This is a genomic window from Thalassotalea sp. Y01 (assembly GCF_012932945.1).
Taxonomy (GTDB): Bacteria; Pseudomonadota; Gammaproteobacteria; order Enterobacterales; family Alteromonadaceae; genus Thalassotalea_A.
Genome location: NZ_JABBXG010000004.1, coordinates 167,330 through 184,595, shown reverse-complemented (window position 1 = coordinate 184,595; position 17,266 = coordinate 167,330). Strand labels below are relative to the sequence as shown.

The following is a 17,266-nucleotide window of genomic DNA, read 5'->3' as shown; positions in this document are numbered from 1 at the left end:
CACCGTGAGTACTGTACCAACCCCGTCTTGTTCGCAGCCTTTATATGCGGTGATTGATCTCGGGTCGAACTCGTTTCATATGTTAATCGCGCGTCTTGTCGCTGACAGCGTGCAAGTGGTTGATAAAGTAAAACGTAAAGTTCGTTTGGCATCAGGACTCGATGATGATAATCAACTCGACGCCAAGTCGATGGCAAGAGGCTGGGAGTGTCTCAGCTTTTTTGCCGAACGCCTGCAAGATATCCCCAAACAAAATATTAAGGTCGTTGCCACAGCGACCTTACGTCTGGCAAAAAATCGTCAACAATTTCTGGATAAAGCCGAACAAGTTCTCGGTCATTCTATTGAGGTTATTTCTGGCGTGCAAGAAGCCGAAAATATCTACTTGGGCGTTGCTCACACAACCTGCAGTGCCGACAAACGTTTAGTGATTGATATTGGTGGTGCCAGTACTGAACTTGTAGTCGGTAGCGGTTTTGACAGCAAACTAGCGTGCTCGTTAGATATGGGCTGCGTTACCTTCAATAATGCCTTTTTTGCTCAAGGCGCGTTAACTGAATCCGCTTTCACTGCGGCGATTAGCCAAGCCCGGACTATCTTATCGACGCAAAAAGCCGTGTATAAGCAGCAAGGTTGGGACGTGGCACTTGGGGTGTCAGGTACTTTGCAAGCGGTTGCCGAAATATTAACAGGGCAAGGCTTGGTGCAACGTCTGACGTTAGCCAATCTGCAAGCCATTAAACAACAAGTGATCGGCTGTGAGCATATAGACCGCCTCGATATTGTCGGCTTACAAACTGAACGCAAACCGGTATTTGCGCCGGGTTTGGCGATTCTTATTGCCATATTCCTCGAATTTGACGTTAGCGAAGTACACATTGCCGGTGGCGCTATCCGCGAAGGAATTTTGTATGAATTACTGCCTAATATGCGCAACGTTAACATCAGGCAACGTACCTTAGCAGGGCTGATTCAACGCTTTAGCATCGACGAACGTCACGCCTATCGTGTTGCCAATATTGCCGACAATGCCTTTAGCCAGGTGCAAAAAGTCTGGTCGTTATCACCTGCGCTTGCGAGTATTTTACAATCCGCTTGTGCCTTGCACGAAATCGGTTTGTTATTGGAATATAAAGCCAGTAAAAAACATGCACAATATATAATCGAGCATGCTGATTTGGCCGGTTTTAGTAATGCCGAACGGATGTTGTTAATCGCCTTAATTGGCAATCACAAAACTGAGTTAAATCTGGCTTTGTTGGACAAGCAAAGCTATACCGACAAACAAACTGCCATTTACCTTATCGTGATTTTGCGCTTGGCGGTGATTTTGTCAAAACGCCGAAAAGATGATGTGATGCCAAGTTTTGGTATTCAAGGTGAAAAGGCAGGTGCGACATTGTCATTACCTGAGTCGTTTATGAAATCACACCCTTTGATCTCAGCGGAATTAAAACAAGAAGTTCTCGATATCAGCGAATGTCAGTTTTCGTTGCAAGTCATCACCAACCGATAACAACTGATTGACTTAATCAGAGCTAGATTGCCCCGATTTAACACTTGCCCAAGCACAAGTACTGACAATCAATAATGCGCCGACAATGGTTAATACCGTAACCGATTCCCCCAACAGTAAATACGCGGCGAAAATGCCATATACCGGTTCAAGGGTAAAACTGAGACTGACGGTAAATGCCGGAATAAAGCGCAGGCTATAAATGATCAGTGAATGGGTAAATGCGGTAAAAAATACCCCCAAGACAATAAATAATAACCAATCGTTTAGACTTGGTGATTGCTGCAATAGTAACAGCCATGGGCTGAGCAACAGTAGCGCGCTGCCTTGCTGGTAAAAGCTTATCAATACCGGATTTTGTTGTTGTACGTAATGGCGATTAAACACCGTCAGTAAGGCAAAACAAGCTGCTGAAAACAAACCCAGCAATAGCCCAAACCAAGCGGTTGATGTCAGGTTATCGGCGGCCACCACCAAGTAGATACCAAACAAGCATAACAAACCTTGCAGCAATAACAGCGGCTGTATCGGGGTGCGGTATAAGACAAAGTTGAGCAGCGGCACATACAAAGGAAAGGTGGCAAACGTAAGCAGGCCTATGGCAACGCTAGTGAGCTGAATCGATTGGAAAAAGCTCCACCAATGCAATGCCAGCAATGCCCCGCTTATGACCAGTCGCTGAGCTAAGGTTTTACTGATGGTCAGATTAATGCGTTTGTAGCGGCAATAAATATATAGCGCCAAGGTGGCAAACAAACATCGCCCCCAGACGATATACAGCGCAGGTAGGTCTATCCATTTGGCAAACAAGGCACATACGGCGAGCAAAAAAATCGCCGTATGTAATAGCGCAAAGGATTGCCGTACGCTGGTTATGGCTTAGGCCTCTTTTAACCAGCGCGCCACTTGCTTGGCGAAGTAGGTTAAAATGCCGTCGGCGCCGGCACGTTTAAATGACAACAAACCTTCCATCACGCATGGCTTTTCTGCCAGCCAACCATTTTGAATGGCTGCCATATGCATAGCGTATTCACCGCTTACTTGGTAGGCATAGGTTGGCACCTGAAAGTTGTCTTTAACACGACGCACAATGTCTAAATATGGCATGCCCGGTTTGACCATAACCATATCCGCGCCTTCATGAATATCTTGCGCGATTTCATGCAATGCTTCATCGGAATTGGCTGGATCCATCTGATAAGAAAACTTATTGCCGCCTTTGATGTTGCTAGACGAGCCAACCGCATCACGAAACGGACCGTAGTAATTTGACGCGTACTTGGCTGAATAGGCTAATATGCGCGTATTGACGTGACCATGTTGTTCAAGTGCTTCACGAATCGCGCCAATGCGACCATCCATCATATCCGAAGGAGCAACCACATCGGCGCCAGCTTTGGCATGAGATAAGGCTTGCTTGACCAAGATGTCTTTAGTGACGTCATTAAGCACATAGCCTTTATCATCAATAATGCCGTCCTGACCATGGGTGGTAAACGGGTCAAGGGCAACGTCGGTGATAACCCCAAGCTCTGGAAACTTCGCTTTAAGGGCTCTAACGGTGCGTTGTGCTAAACCGTCATCGCTGTAGGCTTCTTCTGCCATTAACGATTTTTTGTCTTGTGGTGTTACCGGGAAGATGGCAATGGCTGGAATACCAAGCTCAACCAATTCTTGTGCTTCTTCTAATAAAAGATCGATACTTTTGCGTTCAACGCCGGGCATCGATGGCACAGCTTCGCATTGTTGTTCGCCTTCAAGGACAAACACAGGGTAAATCAAATCATTAACGGTTAACTGATTTTCAGCCATTAAGCGACGAGAAAAGTCATCGCGACGCATACGACGCATACGTCGAGCGGGAAATTGGCCGAATTGATTTACGTTATTCATGGTAACAAAACTCCTAGCAAGATAAGGCAAACAGTTGTTCACTGTTGCGCGTTGCGTGTTCAATTAACAGGTGTTCTTCCACCTGCATCGCCGTTGCCAAGGTGCTGACAACATGCGGTAAATATTTTGGTTCATTGCGACTAGATTTGGGTCTAGGTCGAATGTTCTTTGGTGTTAAGTATGGCGCGTCGGTTTCCACCATAATACGATCGAGAGGAATATAGCGCGCGATATCATAGAGTTCACTGCCACGTTTGCTATCGCATATCCAACCGGTAATACCGATATACAAGCCCATATCTAAACAGTGTTTTAATTGCGCTAAGTCACCCGTAAAACAGTGGCTAACGCCACCAGGAATTTGCGACCAATACTGCAACAAGATATCTTGCCAGGTAGCAAACGCATCACGTTGATGCAAAAACAGTGGCATCTTTAACTCTGCCGCTAACGCCAGTTGTTCAGCGAAGACGGTTTGTTGGTTTTCTGGTGTGGAAAAATTGCGGTTAAAATCAAGACCGCACTCACCGACCGCTTTGACTTTAGGTTGTTCAAGCAAGCGACGCAGTTGTTCTAGGTAATCACGGCTGACATTATCGGCATCATGTGGGTGCACACCGGCGGTGCTGAACAGATTATCAAACTGCTCGCATAACATTGCCGCTTGTTGGCTTTCATTAACGTTGGTGCCGGTGATTAACATCTTTTCGACACCGGCTAAACGAGCGTTGGCAATAACGTCTGAGCGATCTTTATCAAATCGACTGTTGGTCAGGTTTACGCCAATATCAACAAGCACAGGGCAACCCTATTTTGTTCTTTTCACTTTCACAGTGCGATTTGAGCCTTCAACATTTAAAACAAATGAATTAAACACACCGCGGCTGATCTTTACGTCTTGACCGGCTTTGAATTTTAGCTTTTCAGAAGAAATGGTTTGCCATTTCTGGCCGTTATCAAACCATAAAGTCCACTTGCCGTGAATGCTTTTTTTGGCCTTTTCAATAGTGAACGATACCGATTCAGTGTCTTCTTCTTGTTGTGTTTTTTTATGCTCTAAACCAAAGCCTGCTTCTATTTCTGCGGCGCTGATTTGTTCTTCTTGCTTTTCAACCTTAACAGGAATGATCGGTTCTGAGATCAGCTGAGTAGCTTCAGCAGATGATGACGAAATAACCAAGGGTTGCTCTGGGATGTCGTCCCTGTTATCAACAGCATTATCGCTGCGTACAGTTTCTCTCGATTGAATCGACTGAGCGACTCTGTCGTAGCAGGCAAGGCGATCATCATTGTTATTGATGTTGCTGCAATCTAACCAGCGCTGGTTGTCAAAAGCCATAGCGTTGGCACATGCGAATATTGTTATTGTTAAAAGTAAACGTTTCATCTTACTCACCTATTTGAGCTGTATCGTCCTGCTCATCACGGGGACGATAAAAGGAGGCAAAAACCAGTCCAAGTTCGAACAGTAACCACATGGGTAATGCCAATAATGTTTGTGAAATAATGTCTGGAGGCGTTAATAGCATACCGACCACAAATACACCGACAATAACGTACGGTCGTTTGGCTCTTAAGCTAGCGACACTGCTAAAGCCGGTCCAGCACATCAGAATAATTGCGATTGGTATTTCAAACGCGGCGCCAAAGGCGAAAAATAGTTTCAGAACGAAATCAAGATAACTGGAGATGTCGGTGGCTATGATGACCCCTTCTGGAGCGACACTGCTGAAAAACGAAAATGCTAAAGGAAACACGACAAAATACGCAAACGACACACCACCGTAAAACAATAGGCTGGAACCAAGTAATAACGGCGCCACTAAGCGCTTTTCATTGGCGTAAAGCCCCGGTGCGATAAAACTCCATATTTGATAGAGAATGTAGGGCATGGCAACAAATACCGACACCACCATGGTTAGCTTAAACGGTGCAAAAAACGGTGAGGCGACATCTGTAGCAATCATATTGCTGCCTTCAGGCATTACGGCAAGTAGCGGTTCGGCAAGGTATTGATATATGTCTTGGGCAAAATATGCCAAGCATAAGAACACCAACAAAACACTGACGACCATGGCCAAAAGCCTGGTTCTCAGTTCAAGTAAATGTTCAAAAAGAGAAGAGCCGGAAGATGCGTTTGTCATCAGTTAAATCACTTGTTTACGTTGTCGCTGTTCGAGTCAGTCTCTACAGATGGGGAATCTGGTGTTGCGTTAGGCTCACTATCTGCCGACGTGGCATAGGGCCTATTGGCTTGCTCAGCTGCACTTTTTAATTGATCGACAGATTGTTGCAACTCAGGCGATAAATTATCCATGCCTTGCTGTTCGGCTTTGCGCAAATTTTCGTGGAGCTCGTGAATACGTAACTCTTCTTTTAACTCGGTTTGCACATTGGAACTAAATTGTTTGATATTACGGAGCCAACCTCTTACTGTACGTATTGCCACAGGCATGCGCTCAGGGCCGAGCACAATTAACCCCATTACAGCAATAACCGTTAGTTCCCAAAAACCAATGTCGAACATAGCTTACGCCTGATCTTTTTCTTTAGTCGTAATGTTTTCGTCGCTTTTTGGCGCTTCTTTTAGCTGCTCTACTTTGTCATCTTCGGTTTCGGCTTTGTTGTCATCGCTTACCGAGTTTTTGAAGCCTTTTACGGCTGAACCCAAGTCACTGCCTATGTTGCGTAACTTTTTGGTCCCAAACAACAAAATGATAATTGCAAAGATGATTAACAGTTGCCAGATACTAATGCCACCCATACGCTTTCCCCAATATATTGATATCTACTGTAAGTTTGCGTCATATCATATCAATTTACAAACCCTAATGCCTAACGATTAATCTATAAGTTACAAATTATTTGCATGATTCTTATTGATTTTTTGTCATTTTGTTAACATGGTTATACTTAGATATAGGATGTCTGTGACCAACTAAGTAAATGAGAATAAAGGGGAATTGGATCCTAGCTGGATTTTTGCTGATTTCAGGTCCTGGGTTTGCTACTGAAGAGCTAACACCAGACGAGCAAGAATACGCCGAAACGATGATAATTTATCCGGATCCAGAAGAAGACTGGCTATTTGGCTTTCACAATACCATAAGCGATTCCGTTTTTGGTACGGCCCAGTGGTTCGATAAATTCTTTGCGACCGATGAAGCGGAAGAGATTTCCCCTAAGGCGTTGGCGCGCATTCGCCTAGGTTATGAGCCACGAGCTCGTAACTTTGATGTGTTTACGCAAAAGTTCCGCTTGCGCCTCAAGCTGCCACATCTTGAAGATAAAGTGGACTTGTTATTGTCCGATGATGACGATGACGGCAGTGATGTCAATAAACAAGGTGGTGGTCGAGTCGCAAACCGCGATAAAGACGAAGATACTTTTACCGCCGCATTGCGTTTGATTAATGTTGATAACATTGGCGAATTTGTCGATACCCGAATCGGTATCTCCGGTGGCGATATTTTCGTAAAATCCCGGGCCAAGATAACCTATTACTTTGGCACCAAGCACCAATTAGAGATTCAACCATCGATTTACTATTATATTGATGACGGCTTTGGTAGCCGATTCTTTACCGAATATGACTATAACTTCGCCGAAAAACGGCAATTTCGCGCTAATTACAGTATTCGTACATCTGAGTCATTTAACGGCTATCGCTGGCGCAATGGCTATCATTACCTGTATCAAATAGACAGATATCGGGCCACCAGTTTGGGGGTTGTTATAAATGGTGAAAACAATGGTGAGCGCGGCTTTTTAGTCGATAATTACTTACTTAATTACCGCTTTCGCATGAACGCCTATCGACGTTGGTTATTTTTCGAGATAGAGCCGTTTGTTGAATGGCCAGAAGAAGAAGACTATAAAGCAACACCGGGTATTGCCTTTCGCATTGAAGGTTACTTTGAGAAAAAGCCTAACTAGCTAGAACGACGCTAATTGCATCGACACTAGCGTATTCGGCGCATAGATAATGCCAAGACAAACGCACTTAACCCAGCACATATCGCTGCACTCACACCATGTTCAAAAGAATACAACACGGCACTGGTGATCATCAGTGAACAACCAATAATGGCCAAACGCAAACGCTTAAATTGCTTATGCTGACGATGCTGCATCTCGGCCAACAACAGCTGTTGCTGCTCAGCATTCTTATGGCCAGAATCTAGATACTGGTACACCATATTCGGTAGCTCAGGCATTTTCTCTGCCCAATAAGGTAGGTTCTCTTTAATCGATTTGAACAAAGCTTTCGGGCCCATTTGCTCTTTTACCCAGTCTTCCAAAAATGGCTTGGCGGTTTTCCATAAATCCAATTGTGGGTAAAGTTGTCGACCAAGGCCTTCGATATAAAGTAAGGTTTTTTGCAATAACACTAACTGTGGTTGCACTTCCATATTAAAACGACGTGCAGTATTAAACAGGTTGACCAGCACTTGGCCAAAGGATATTTCTGCTAACGGCTTTTCAAAAATCGGTTCGCAAACGGTACGAATAGCAAACTCAAATTCATCAATGCTGGTGTCTCGCGGCACCCAACCAGAATCGACGTGCAATTGCGCCACTTTGTGATAATCACGATTGAAAAAGGCGACAAAGTTTTCTGCCAAATAGCGTTTGTCTTCTTTATTTAACGTACCGACAATACCGCAATCAATGGCTATCCAAGTTGGATCGTTGACATTACTAACATCAACAAAGACATTACCTGGGTGCATATCAGCGTGAAAAAAGCTGTCTCTGAATACTTGCGTGAAAAACACTTCAACGCCACGTTCTGCCAATAATGGCATATTGACATTGAGCTCATGAAGTTTATCGACTTCGCCGACACCAACACCGTAAATGCGCTCCATCACCATGACGTTTTTGCTGCAGTATTCAGAATAGACTTCCGGTACATGCAGCACAGGGTCGCCTTCAAAATTACGTTTTAATTGAATCGCATTGGCAGCTTCACGCAGCAGATCAAGCTCATCAATAATGGTCTTCTTGTATTCGTTGACCACTTCCACCGGGCGCAGGCGCTTGCCTTCGGTATAAAAGCGGCTAAGCAATGCCGCGAAGGTTTGCATGACATGAATATCGGCATGAATAACTTTTTCGATACGTGGGCGAATAACCTTAATCACCACGTTTTTCTCGTCACCATCGATGGTCATCAAAGCTGCATGCACTTGCGCTATTGACGCTGAAGCGAGTGGTTGTGTGTCAAAATGACTGAAGGTTTGCTGAAATTTCTCTTCGCCAATGGCATCAACAATGATGCGTTTGGCTTGCTCACCGTCAAAGGCATTCACTTTATCTTGCAGCAAGGCCAACTCTTTCGCCAAATCATCAGACAGCAAATCTCTGCGGGTAGACAGCATTTGGCCAAACTTAATAAACACCGGCCCTAGTGATTCAATCGCTAATCTAAAACGCTGCTCAACCGGCTTGTCTTTGTGTTTATTACGCAGCCAAAACAGCGACGCGCGCGCCACTTTAGCGGCGAATGGTAGTCGCTCACGAGGAATTAGCTCATCCAAACCATAGGTGAGGAAGGTTTTGACGATTTTATAAAGGCGTTTGCTGCGCACCCGAATTTCTACCCTATTATTTTGTTAGTTTGGCCAATATGGAATTGAGCTGTTGTTGTAAAGTATCAGTCTGCTTGGCGAGTTCTGCAACTTGTTGATTAAAATCTAATATTTCTGGTTCCGTGACCACTAATCGGGCCTCGTGGAGAAAATATTCGCTGGCATCTTCGCTGATTTGTTGTTTGGCAAAATTGATCTTACGTTGCAACCAATCAAGCAGTTTAGTTAATTGATGAGTTGGTACGTCACCGATGCGTTCGGCCAGTAATGTTTGCCAATCGATGTCTAGGTTTTCCTGAATCGCGGCAAACTGTTGAGCGACCTTAACATCACCAATGATGTCGAGCTCGCCCGATTTTATTAGCGAGGTCAGCAATTCAAGATCTTTGAGTTTGATCAAGGTGTCTAAATTGGTGGCAATAAGGCAATCATCATTGAGCTTATTGGCGATGACATTGATGTGTTGATTACTGACGTGAAAGGTCAACGGAAAACCCACTTCATTTATCAGCAATGTTAATGAGCGATTGTCGAGTTTTTCCAGAGCTGCAGCCGTGTTGTTATCCAAAGCCAATAGGTGATTGGCAAGGGTTTCTAATAATGCCGTCAACGCTTGCTTGGGCATCAGTTGATCGAGCGTCGCTGTCGCCTCAGTGTCGTTCATTAGAACTTGTAACCTTTGTGCAGGGCTACGATGCCACCCGTCAGGTTATGGTAGCTGGTTTGTTCAAAGCCAACATCTTCCATCATTTGCTTCAAGGTTTCTTGGTCAGGGTGCATGCGAATCGATTCCGCCAGGTATTGATAACTTTCGCCATCTTTAGCAACCAACTCACCCATTTTCGGCAAGATATTAAACGAATAAAAGTCGTAGGCTTTATTTAACAACTCGTGTTCAGGTTTGGAAAATTCCAATACCAGTAAACGACCGCCAGGCTTAAGAACGCGAAAGATAGAGGCCAATGCCTTGTCTTTGTTGGTGACGTTACGCAGGCCAAAGGCGATGGTAACAATGTCAAAGCTGTTGTCTTCAAAAGGCAATGCCTCGGCGTTGGCTTGCACGTAATCGACGTTGCCAACGATGCCTCTGTCACGTAATTTGTCGCGACCAACTTGCAGCATGGATGAGTTGATATCCGCTAAAATGACTTTGCCTGTTGGGCCGGTCAATTTGGAGAATTTTGCGGTTAGATCACCGGTACCACCAGCTAAATCAAGGATATGGTTTCCTGGACGTACGCCACTGGCATCGATAGTAAAACGTTTCCATAATCTGTGTACGCCAAACGACATTAAATCGTTCATTACATCATATTGCTTGGCGACCGAATGAAATACGCCGGCAACCATAGATTCTTTATCGTCTTTGCTAACGGTTTTATAACCAAAATGGGTGGTGTCTTTATTGTCGTTACTCATTGGAAATGCTTGCTTTTGCCTAAACCAGGGTATGGGCTTAGTGTAAAGGATTATTGCGGGTAGGGAAAATAGTTTTAACAATAACAAAGTACTAATATTAGGCGTTAGAGTACTTTTCTTTGTTGGCCAGCCAGCGTTCTATCAGTTTTTGTGCCAATGCAGGGTGTTGTTTCCATAGCAGGTAGGCCTGTTGTTGAATCTCAGGAATGAGATCGCCATCACGTACCAGATCGGCAATTTTAAGTTCGGCCAGGCCGGTTTGTCGGGTGCCTAATAATTCCCCAGGGCCACGGATTTCCAAATCTTTTTGGGCGATATAAAAACCATCATTGGACTCTCGCAATACGCCAAGTCGTTTGGTTGCAGTTTTCGATAATGGGTTCTTGTACATCAATACACAGTGCGAGGCGACACTACCACGACCGACCCGACCGCGTAGCTGATGCAGTTGTGCTAAACCAAGGCGCTCTGGATTTTCAATGATCATCAAGCTGGCATTAGGCACATCAACACCTACTTCAATAACGGTTGTGGCTACCAATAGATGAATGTTACCCGCTTTGAATTCGTCCATAACAGCTTGTTTTTCATCGGCTTTCATGCGGCCATGCACCAAGCCAACTTTAAGCTCGGCAAGCTGCTGTTGTAAATGCTCGGCGGTATCTTCTGCGGCCTGACATTCAAGTACTTCTGACTCTTCAATAAGCGTACATACCCAATAGGCTTGGCGGTTATCGTGCAAACAATTATGTCTGACCCGTTCTATCACCTGATCGCGACGTAAATCTGGTATGGCGACGGTTTGTATTGGCGTCCTGCCTGGCGGTAATTCATCGATGATTGAGGTATCTAGATCCGCATAGGCGGTCATCGCCAATGTTCTCGGAATCGGTGTTGCGGTCATGATCAACTGGTGTGGATAACAGCCTTCAAACATGCCTTTTTCGCGCAACGCTAAGCGTTGCTGCACACCAAATCGATGTTGCTCATCAATGATAGCTAAGGCCATATTGTGAAATTCAACTTGTTCTTGAAACAAGGCATGGGTGCCAACCACCATTTGCAGAGAACCGCTTTTAATATCTTCCAGTGCCTGTCGCTTTTCTTTGACTTTGGCTTTACTGGCCAGCCAACCGACGCGAATGCCAAGTGGTTCAAACCATTTGCTAAAGTTAATCGCGTGCTGCTCGGCCAATATTTCAGTTGGTGCCATCAATGACACCTGATAGCCCTGACCAATAGCGGTTAATGCCGCCAGCGCCGCAACCAGGGTTTTACCTGAGCCAACATCACCTTGCACTAGACGCATCATTGGTATGTCTTGTTGTAAATCGTTGCGGATATCCGCAACTACGCGACTTTGCGCGCCGGTAGGTGAAAACGGCAGGGTATCGAGAAACTGTGCTTGCAGCGACTCGTCTATTTGCATCGCTTTGGCTGGCAGTTTGTCACTGGATTGTCGTAGCTTGAGCATGCTTAAGTTATGGGCCAGCAATTCTTCGCGAATAAGCCGTATTTGCGCCGGATGACGGCCTTCTTCTAACAACAGAGTAGACACATCAGGGGTTGGCTTGTGAATCAGTTTAATTGCTTGTGCCAGTGTTAGGCCTTCATTAGAAAAACCTTCTGGTAATAACTCTTCAACACTGCCACGGTCAAGACGTACTAAAGCTTGTTCGCAGATATTGCGAATACTGATTTGTCGTAAGCCGTCGGTGGTCGAGTATACCGGTGTCAGTGTTTCTTCAACCTGCGACGTATCTTGGTCTTGCTCTGCGCTTTTGTATTCGGGGTGGATAATTTCAAAACCACGGCCACCACGTTGGATTTCACCAAAACAACGGATCATCTTGCCGGGCACTAAATTGGCCTTTTGTGCTGCAGAAAAGTGGAAGAAGCGCAAGGTTAATTCACCACTGCCATCGTTGATACGTACCAATAACATACGGCGCTTACCAAACTGAATATTGCTGTCGACAACCTCGCCGATAACCGAGGTGTGAATGCCAGGCATCAAATCACTGATTTGATAAATGCGGGTGCGATCTTCGTAACGAATGGGCAGATGAAACAGTAAATCTTGAACCGTATACAGGCCGAGTTTTTTAAGCTTGGTGGCAATACTCGGACCAACGCCTTTAAGAACCGTTACCGGGATATTTGCCAAATTTTGCAATCCCTCGCGTGCTGCGACGGCTCGATTGTCAGTCATGATTATTGTTATCGCCAATCCAGTTTAGCTGCGGTGTTTAGTCACAAATCACAGTGACACATTGGGTTGTGCCACTGGTTGTTTTACAACTTGCTATTTAGTGCTTAACTTAATGCCTAATTCAACGTCCTATTAAACAGGGTATAGCCATAACGATCAATAGCGTAACTCGTATTTAATCGTCTAGGTCTTGCCAGGATTCTTTGTTCATTTGCATTTTGTGCCACCATTCGTCGCTGGCAACAATTTGTCCGTCGGCGTCGATTTGTGGGTAAGGCAGGCCTTTGCGCTGACATGCTTGCGCAAAAATTGGGTGGCCACCTTCAAATAATACGCGATTGCGTTGCTCTTGGCTTAGCTCAGATGGGGTATCGTACATACCTGCCGCTTGGCGCTGGCGTTGCGCTTCGTACAAGGTGACCGCACAAGCAACACTGACGTTCAATGATTGCACCATACCGACCATAGGAATAATGATATCTTGGTCTGCCATAGCTAGTGCTTCATCAGAGGCACCAAATTTTTCTTGGCCAAGAATAACCGCGGTTGGTTTGGTGTAATCAATCTCACGATAATCGACCGCAGTATCGGATAGGTTGGTCACCAAAATTTGCATGCCTTGCTCTTTTAAACGAGTTAAAGCTTCTTTGGTACTGCTGTAATTATGTAGGTTAACCCAGTTTTGTGAGCCTAATGCAGTACCACCGCCAACACGCATGGTTTCATTCTTCCATACCGCATGCACATCGTTACAGCCGACGGCATCGCAGGTACGAACTACTGCAGCAAGGTTGTGAGGCTTGTGAATGCCTTCCATACAAACCGTCAGATCGACCTGACGTTTGTTTAGCATATCGAGTATGCGCTTGTGTCTTTCTGGAGTCATAACGTTAGTTTAGATTAGGAAGTTCCATTACACCGTCGATTTCAATATCAACGCCTTTAGGTAATTGGCTTACACCAATTGCAGCACGAGCTGGGTACGGTTGTGAAAAGTACTGGCTCATAATCTCATTAACGGTGGCAAAGTTGCTTAAGTCGGTCATAAAAATATTAACCTTAACCATATCATTTAGGTCGCCACCCGCAGCGCTACATACCGCCGCTAAGTTTTTAAACACTTGATGGGTTTGTGCGTCAAAACCACCATCAACCACAGCCATAGATTGAGGTTCTAATGGGATTTGTCCCGACAAGTAAACGGTGTTATTAACCTTTACCGCCTGACTGTACGTACCTATTGCACTTGGTGCGTTTTCGGTGCTGATAATTGTCTTCATAGTAATCTCTTTACTTTCTTGGTCTGAATACGCGTTGCACATCTTGCATGATTTTTATCTTACGAATGATGTTGGCGATATGGATTCGATCACGACAGGTGATCTCCATGGTAATCAGATACAGGTTTGAATCTTTTTCTTCGGTATTTAAGGTACGAATATGCGAATCGGCCTTGGTGATAATCGAGGTTAATTTTGACAATGCCCCTTGATGGTTGATGATTTCAACGCGCAGTGATGCCAAAAATTCGTGATCGATATCTGCATCCCATTTGACTGGGAAGAATTTGCCTAATTCTTTTTCGCGACCTTTGATATTACGACAGCCATCCTGGTGAACCATCAGGCCTTTTCCTGAGCTCATGTACGCGACAATGTCATCGCCAGGGATTGGGTGACAGCATTTGCCATAGGTAACCAGCATGCCTTCTGACCCCTTGATTGGCATTTTCGCTTTGCCAAAACTTGGTTCATTGTTGTCGCTGGTAAATTCACCGGTCAAACGGCGGGCAATACCAATACTTAAAACGTTACCTAAACCAATGTTGATCATCAACTCGTCTAAGTTTTTGTAGCCTGCTTCGGTGACAACTTCATGAACTACGTGTTCACTGATATCTTCGAGCTTTGTTGCCGCGAGGGCATGAGTTAGCAATCGACGACCAAGATTTAATGATTCGTTTTGTTCCATCGAACGCAGGTAATTACGAATTTGCATACGTGCTTTGGCGGTCACTACAAAGTTTAACCAAGTTGCGTTTGGACGGGCACCACTTGAGGTGATGATCTCTACCGTTTGCCCCGAGTTTAATGGCTTACGTAATGGATACGGCTTACGTTCAACTTTGGCACCGACACAACTGTTACCAACGTCTGTATGCACTGCATAGGCAAAATCGACCGCGGTTGCACCCATTGGCAATTCAATTATTTTGCCGTCTGGGGTAAACACGTAGATTTCTTCCGGGAACATATCGGTTTTTACGTTTTCGATAAATTCAAAGCTACTACCGGCGCTTTGTTGCAACTCCATCAGGCTTTGCATCCACTTGCGGGCGCGAACTTGTGCGGTTGTGCCGTCGTTCTCGTCACCTTTTTGCTTATACACCCAGTGCGCAGCAACCCCTCGGTCGGCCATGTGGTCCATATCTAGGGTACGGATTTGGATTTCAACAGGGATACCGTGTGGGCCAATCAATGAGGTATGCAGTGACTGATAACCATTACTTTTAGGAATGGCGATATAGTCTTTAAAGCGGGTTTCAATTGGTTTGAATAGGTTGTGAACCGCACCAAGTGCTCGGTAGCAGGTGTCAAACTTGTTATCGACAATAATACGGAACGCGTAAATGTCCATAACCTCGTTGAACATCAGCTCTTTGTTGAGCATTTTGCGGTAAATCGAATATAAGTGTTTTTCACGGCCAACCACTTGCGCTTCAATGCCAGATTCTGACAAACGTGCTTCGATTTCTTCGCGGATGTTCTCGATGATTTCCTTACGATTACCACGCGCTTGCGAGACCGCTGCCTTAAGGGCACGGTGACGCATAGGGTATAAACCTTCAAAACCGAGAATTTCTAATTCATTTTTAATGCCATGAATACCAAGACGGTTCGCTATTGGGGCGTAAATCTCGAGGGTTTCACGAGCAATGCGACGACGTTTTTCAGGACGCAAAGCGCCTAAGGTGCGCATGTTATGAGTACGGTCAGCCAGCTTGATCAAAATAACACGGATATCCTGTACCATGGCCATGATCATTTTGCGGAAGTTTTCCGCTTGCATCTCTTGCTTGTTACTAAACTTAATTTTGTCTAGTTTACTGACGCCTTCAACCAGTTCTGCGACGGTGTTGCCAAATTGTTCTGCCAATTCGTCACCGGTAACCTCGGTATCTTCAATTACGTCATGCAGCAAGGCTGCCATTAAAGTTTCATGATCGAGGTGCATCTCGGCCAAGTTACGAGCAACCGCAACTGGGTGGGTGATATATGGATCACCACTGGAACGCATTTGCCCATCATGAGCGTCATGGGCAACAATATAGGCCTGTTTAAGCTGTTCGATTTGGTCGGCAGCTAAATAGGTTTCTGCAAGTTTTTTTAACGGTTCAAAAAGGTACACTTAATGCTCCAACGCCTTTTTATTCGCAGTTTTGATAAGATAAATACTTGGAAATGCACGGATATTCTAAAGATACCCTTAAATTGCAAGAAAGCCAATGACAAACGCCATTGGCTTCCTATAAAACAGAGTTAAGAGAATGTTCTCTTAAACTTGGTTACCAACGATTGCGGCAACGGCTGCAAGTTCAGCAGATTCTTGTTGAACCTGTTCTTGACGATCAGCGTTGTCCATAATATCGTTGTTGATCAGGTCAGCTTCAATTTCACGAAGCGCCAAAACAGTTGGTTTGTCGTTTTCAATTTCAACTAATGCATCTTTACCACCAGTTGCGATTTGACGTGCACGACGTGATGCAATAAGTACCAAGTCAAAACGGTTGCCAACTTTATCAACTGCATCTTCAACAGTAACGCGAGCCATTCATTTACTCCACAAAGCTAATTTTAATCAATAAGTAGCATAGTTTACTAAATGCTTAATCTTTATGCTAGATCTTTGTTGATCAAAATATCGATCAACTCAGCGATAAGTCTAGCCTGTTTACACGGGATGTGTTGTTTATTCAGCAAGTAATGCGTCAAACAAAGCCGCATGCTTTTGTGATTGCTGCGATCGTTTCAAACGCTGGTTGCTGATCACGATTTGTAAATCGGTTACCGCTTGATCAAAATCGTCATTGACGACTATGTAATCGAACTCTTGATAATGCGAACACTCTGACTGTGCTTGCGCCATACGATCAGCAATCACCTCATCACTGTCTTGGCCACGGCTACGCAGCCGTGATTCCAGTTCTTGGCGTGATGGCGGGCAGATAAATATGGTGGTTACAGTTGGTTTTTTCATGCGCACTTGCTGCGCACCTTGCCAATCAATATCAAGGAAGACATCAATGCCTTGGGCTAACTGGGCATCAATCGCCGCTTCACTGGTGCCATAATAATTACCAAACACTTCAGCCCACTCATAAAATTCGCCGGCGGCAATTTTTTGTTCAAACTCTGCTTTGCTGACAAAGTGATAGTGAACGCCGTTTTCCTCTCCTGGGCGAGGGTCACGGGTGGTATGCGAGACAGATACTTGCATTTTTCTGTCATTTGATTGTTGCAGAAGTGCCTTGATTAGGCTGGACTTACCTGCGCCACTTGGTGCCGACAGGATAAACAGGTTACCAGAAACCGTCACGTTGAATCCTTAAAATATTGCATATGCTATTAAGCA

18 protein-coding genes are annotated in these 17,266 nt (G+C 44.9%); 2 read left to right on the top strand and 16 right to left on the bottom strand.

Features of this window, described 5'->3' with window-relative positions; genetic code table 11:
* Nucleotides 1-4: 4 nt before the first annotated feature.
* Nucleotides 5-1,516 carry a guanosine-5'-triphosphate,3'-diphosphate pyrophosphatase gene (locus HII16_RS07425; protein WP_348981395.1) on the top strand — a complete coding sequence of 504 codons (1,512 nt, stop codon included), beginning with the start codon at nucleotides 5-7 and terminating at the stop codon, nucleotides 1,514-1,516.
* Nucleotides 1,517-1,528: 12 nt separating this feature from the next.
* Here HII16_RS07425 and HII16_RS17120 read toward each other — a convergent pair whose 3' ends face one another.
* Genes HII16_RS17120 through tatA form a run of 7 tightly spaced genes read right to left on the bottom strand, consistent with a single transcriptional unit; the run spans nucleotide 1,529 to nucleotide 6,173 of the window.
* Nucleotides 1,529-2,350, bottom strand: coding sequence for a DMT family transporter (locus tag HII16_RS17120; RefSeq protein ID WP_348981398.1), 822 nt, complete (start codon nucleotides 2,348-2,350; stop codon nucleotides 1,529-1,531).
* A gap of 45 nt (nucleotides 2,351-2,395) precedes the next feature.
* Entirely contained in the window at nucleotides 2,396-3,409 is a 1,014-nt protein-coding gene (hemB, locus tag HII16_RS07415; protein ID WP_169128851.1) for a porphobilinogen synthase, read from the bottom strand.
* A 13-nt stretch (nucleotides 3,410-3,422) separates the two neighbouring features.
* Nucleotides 3,423-4,208 (bottom strand): TatD family hydrolase, encoded by a 786-nt coding sequence (locus HII16_RS07410; RefSeq protein WP_169128849.1) that lies wholly within the window; start codon nucleotides 4,206-4,208, stop codon nucleotides 3,423-3,425.
* A gap of 9 nt (nucleotides 4,209-4,217) precedes the next feature.
* A complete protein-coding gene (locus HII16_RS07405; protein ID WP_169128847.1) occupies nucleotides 4,218-4,796 on the bottom strand; it encodes a hypothetical protein in 579 nt (192 codons plus the stop codon).
* A 1-nt stretch (nucleotide 4,797) separates the two neighbouring features.
* On the bottom strand, nucleotides 4,798-5,553 hold the full coding sequence (gene tatC / locus HII16_RS07400; protein WP_169128845.1) for a twin-arginine translocase subunit TatC: 756 nt from the start codon (nucleotides 5,551-5,553) through the stop codon (nucleotides 4,798-4,800).
* Between the two features lie 8 nt (nucleotides 5,554-5,561).
* On the bottom strand, nucleotides 5,562-5,936 hold the full coding sequence (gene tatB / locus HII16_RS07395; protein ID WP_169128843.1) for a Sec-independent protein translocase protein TatB: 375 nt from the start codon (nucleotides 5,934-5,936) through the stop codon (nucleotides 5,562-5,564).
* Nucleotides 5,937-5,939: 3 nt separating this feature from the next.
* Complete coding sequence (gene tatA, locus HII16_RS07390) at nucleotides 5,940-6,173, bottom strand: Sec-independent protein translocase subunit TatA (RefSeq protein WP_135438408.1); 234 nt, start codon at nucleotides 6,171-6,173, stop codon at nucleotides 5,940-5,942.
* Between the two features lie 182 nt (nucleotides 6,174-6,355).
* Here tatA and HII16_RS07385 point away from each other — a divergent pair, with 182 nt between their 5' ends.
* Nucleotides 6,356-7,345: a hypothetical protein gene (locus HII16_RS07385; protein WP_169128841.1), complete on the top strand. Its 990-nt coding sequence runs from the start codon at nucleotides 6,356-6,358 to the stop codon at nucleotides 7,343-7,345.
* Nucleotides 7,346-7,371: 26 nt separating this feature from the next.
* Here HII16_RS07385 and ubiB read toward each other — a convergent pair whose 3' ends face one another.
* From ubiB to gmk, 9 genes are all read right to left on the bottom strand, one after another.
* Nucleotides 7,372-9,003 carry a ubiquinone biosynthesis regulatory protein kinase UbiB gene (gene ubiB, locus HII16_RS07380; protein WP_169128839.1) on the bottom strand — a complete coding sequence of 544 codons (1,632 nt, stop codon included), beginning with the start codon at nucleotides 9,001-9,003 and terminating at the stop codon, nucleotides 7,372-7,374.
* A 16-nt stretch (nucleotides 9,004-9,019) separates the two neighbouring features.
* Nucleotides 9,020-9,667, bottom strand: coding sequence for an SCP2 sterol-binding domain-containing protein (locus tag HII16_RS07375; protein WP_169128837.1), 648 nt, complete (start codon nucleotides 9,665-9,667; stop codon nucleotides 9,020-9,022).
* Nucleotides 9,667-10,422: a bifunctional demethylmenaquinone methyltransferase/2-methoxy-6-polyprenyl-1,4-benzoquinol methylase UbiE gene (gene ubiE / locus HII16_RS07370; RefSeq protein ID WP_135438404.1), complete on the bottom strand. Its 756-nt coding sequence runs from the start codon at nucleotides 10,420-10,422 to the stop codon at nucleotides 9,667-9,669. Before ubiE ends, HII16_RS07375 begins: the two co-directional genes overlap by 1 nt.
* Nucleotides 10,423-10,519: 97 nt before the next feature.
* On the bottom strand, nucleotides 10,520-12,598 hold the full coding sequence (gene recG, locus HII16_RS07365; RefSeq protein ID WP_211183457.1) for an ATP-dependent DNA helicase RecG: 2,079 nt from the start codon (nucleotides 12,596-12,598) through the stop codon (nucleotides 10,520-10,522).
* A gap of 211 nt (nucleotides 12,599-12,809) precedes the next feature.
* The gene (trmH, locus tag HII16_RS07360) at nucleotides 12,810-13,520 is read right to left on the bottom strand and encodes a tRNA (guanosine(18)-2'-O)-methyltransferase TrmH (protein ID WP_135438402.1); all 711 of its coding nucleotides are present in this window, start codon (nucleotides 13,518-13,520) and stop codon (nucleotides 12,810-12,812) included.
* A gap of 4 nt (nucleotides 13,521-13,524) precedes the next feature.
* On the bottom strand, nucleotides 13,525-13,914 hold the full coding sequence (locus HII16_RS07355; RefSeq protein WP_169128833.1) for a RidA family protein: 390 nt from the start codon (nucleotides 13,912-13,914) through the stop codon (nucleotides 13,525-13,527).
* Nucleotides 13,915-13,924: 10 nt separating this feature from the next.
* On the bottom strand, nucleotides 13,925-16,042 hold the full coding sequence (gene spoT / locus HII16_RS07350; protein WP_169128831.1) for a bifunctional GTP diphosphokinase/guanosine-3',5'-bis pyrophosphate 3'-pyrophosphohydrolase: 2,118 nt from the start codon (nucleotides 16,040-16,042) through the stop codon (nucleotides 13,925-13,927).
* Between the two features lie 147 nt (nucleotides 16,043-16,189).
* Nucleotides 16,190-16,465 carry a DNA-directed RNA polymerase subunit omega gene (gene rpoZ / locus HII16_RS07345; RefSeq protein ID WP_135438399.1) on the bottom strand — a complete coding sequence of 92 codons (276 nt, stop codon included), beginning with the start codon at nucleotides 16,463-16,465 and terminating at the stop codon, nucleotides 16,190-16,192.
* 138 nt (nucleotides 16,466-16,603) lie between these two features.
* Complete coding sequence (gene gmk, locus HII16_RS07340; RefSeq protein ID WP_169128829.1) at nucleotides 16,604-17,230, bottom strand: guanylate kinase; 627 nt, start codon at nucleotides 17,228-17,230, stop codon at nucleotides 16,604-16,606.
* Between the last annotated feature and the right edge of the window lie 36 nt (nucleotides 17,231-17,266).

Bases quoted from the DNA above. Each gene is read 5' to 3' on its own strand.
- hemB (WP_169128851.1), bottom strand. From the start codon at position 3,409: ATGAATAACGTAAATCAATTCGGCCAATTTCCCGCTCGACGTATGCGT.
- HII16_RS07405 (WP_169128847.1), bottom strand. From the start codon at position 4,796: ATGAAACGTTTACTTTTAACAATAACAATATTCGCATGTGCCAACGCT.
- tatC (WP_169128845.1), bottom strand. From the start codon at position 5,553: ATGACAAACGCATCTTCCGGCTCTTCTCTTTTTGAACATTTACTTGAA.
- tatB (WP_169128843.1), bottom strand. From the start codon at position 5,936: ATGTTCGACATTGGTTTTTGGGAACTAACGGTTATTGCTGTAATGGGG.
- tatA (WP_135438408.1), bottom strand. From the start codon at position 6,173: ATGGGTGGCATTAGTATCTGGCAACTGTTAATCATCTTTGCAATTATC.
- HII16_RS07385 (WP_169128841.1), top strand. From the start codon at position 6,356: ATGAGAATAAAGGGGAATTGGATCCTAGCTGGATTTTTGCTGATTTCA.
- HII16_RS07375 (WP_169128837.1), bottom strand. From the start codon at position 9,667: ATGAACGACACTGAGGCGACAGCGACGCTCGATCAACTGATGCCCAAG.
- ubiE (WP_135438404.1), bottom strand. From the start codon at position 10,422: ATGAGTAACGACAATAAAGACACCACCCATTTTGGTTATAAAACCGTT.
- trmH (WP_135438402.1), bottom strand. From the start codon at position 13,520: ATGACTCCAGAAAGACACAAGCGCATACTCGATATGCTAAACAAACGT.
- HII16_RS07355 (WP_169128833.1), bottom strand. From the start codon at position 13,914: ATGAAGACAATTATCAGCACCGAAAACGCACCAAGTGCAATAGGTACG.
- rpoZ (WP_135438399.1), bottom strand. From the start codon at position 16,465: ATGGCTCGCGTTACTGTTGAAGATGCAGTTGATAAAGTTGGCAACCGT.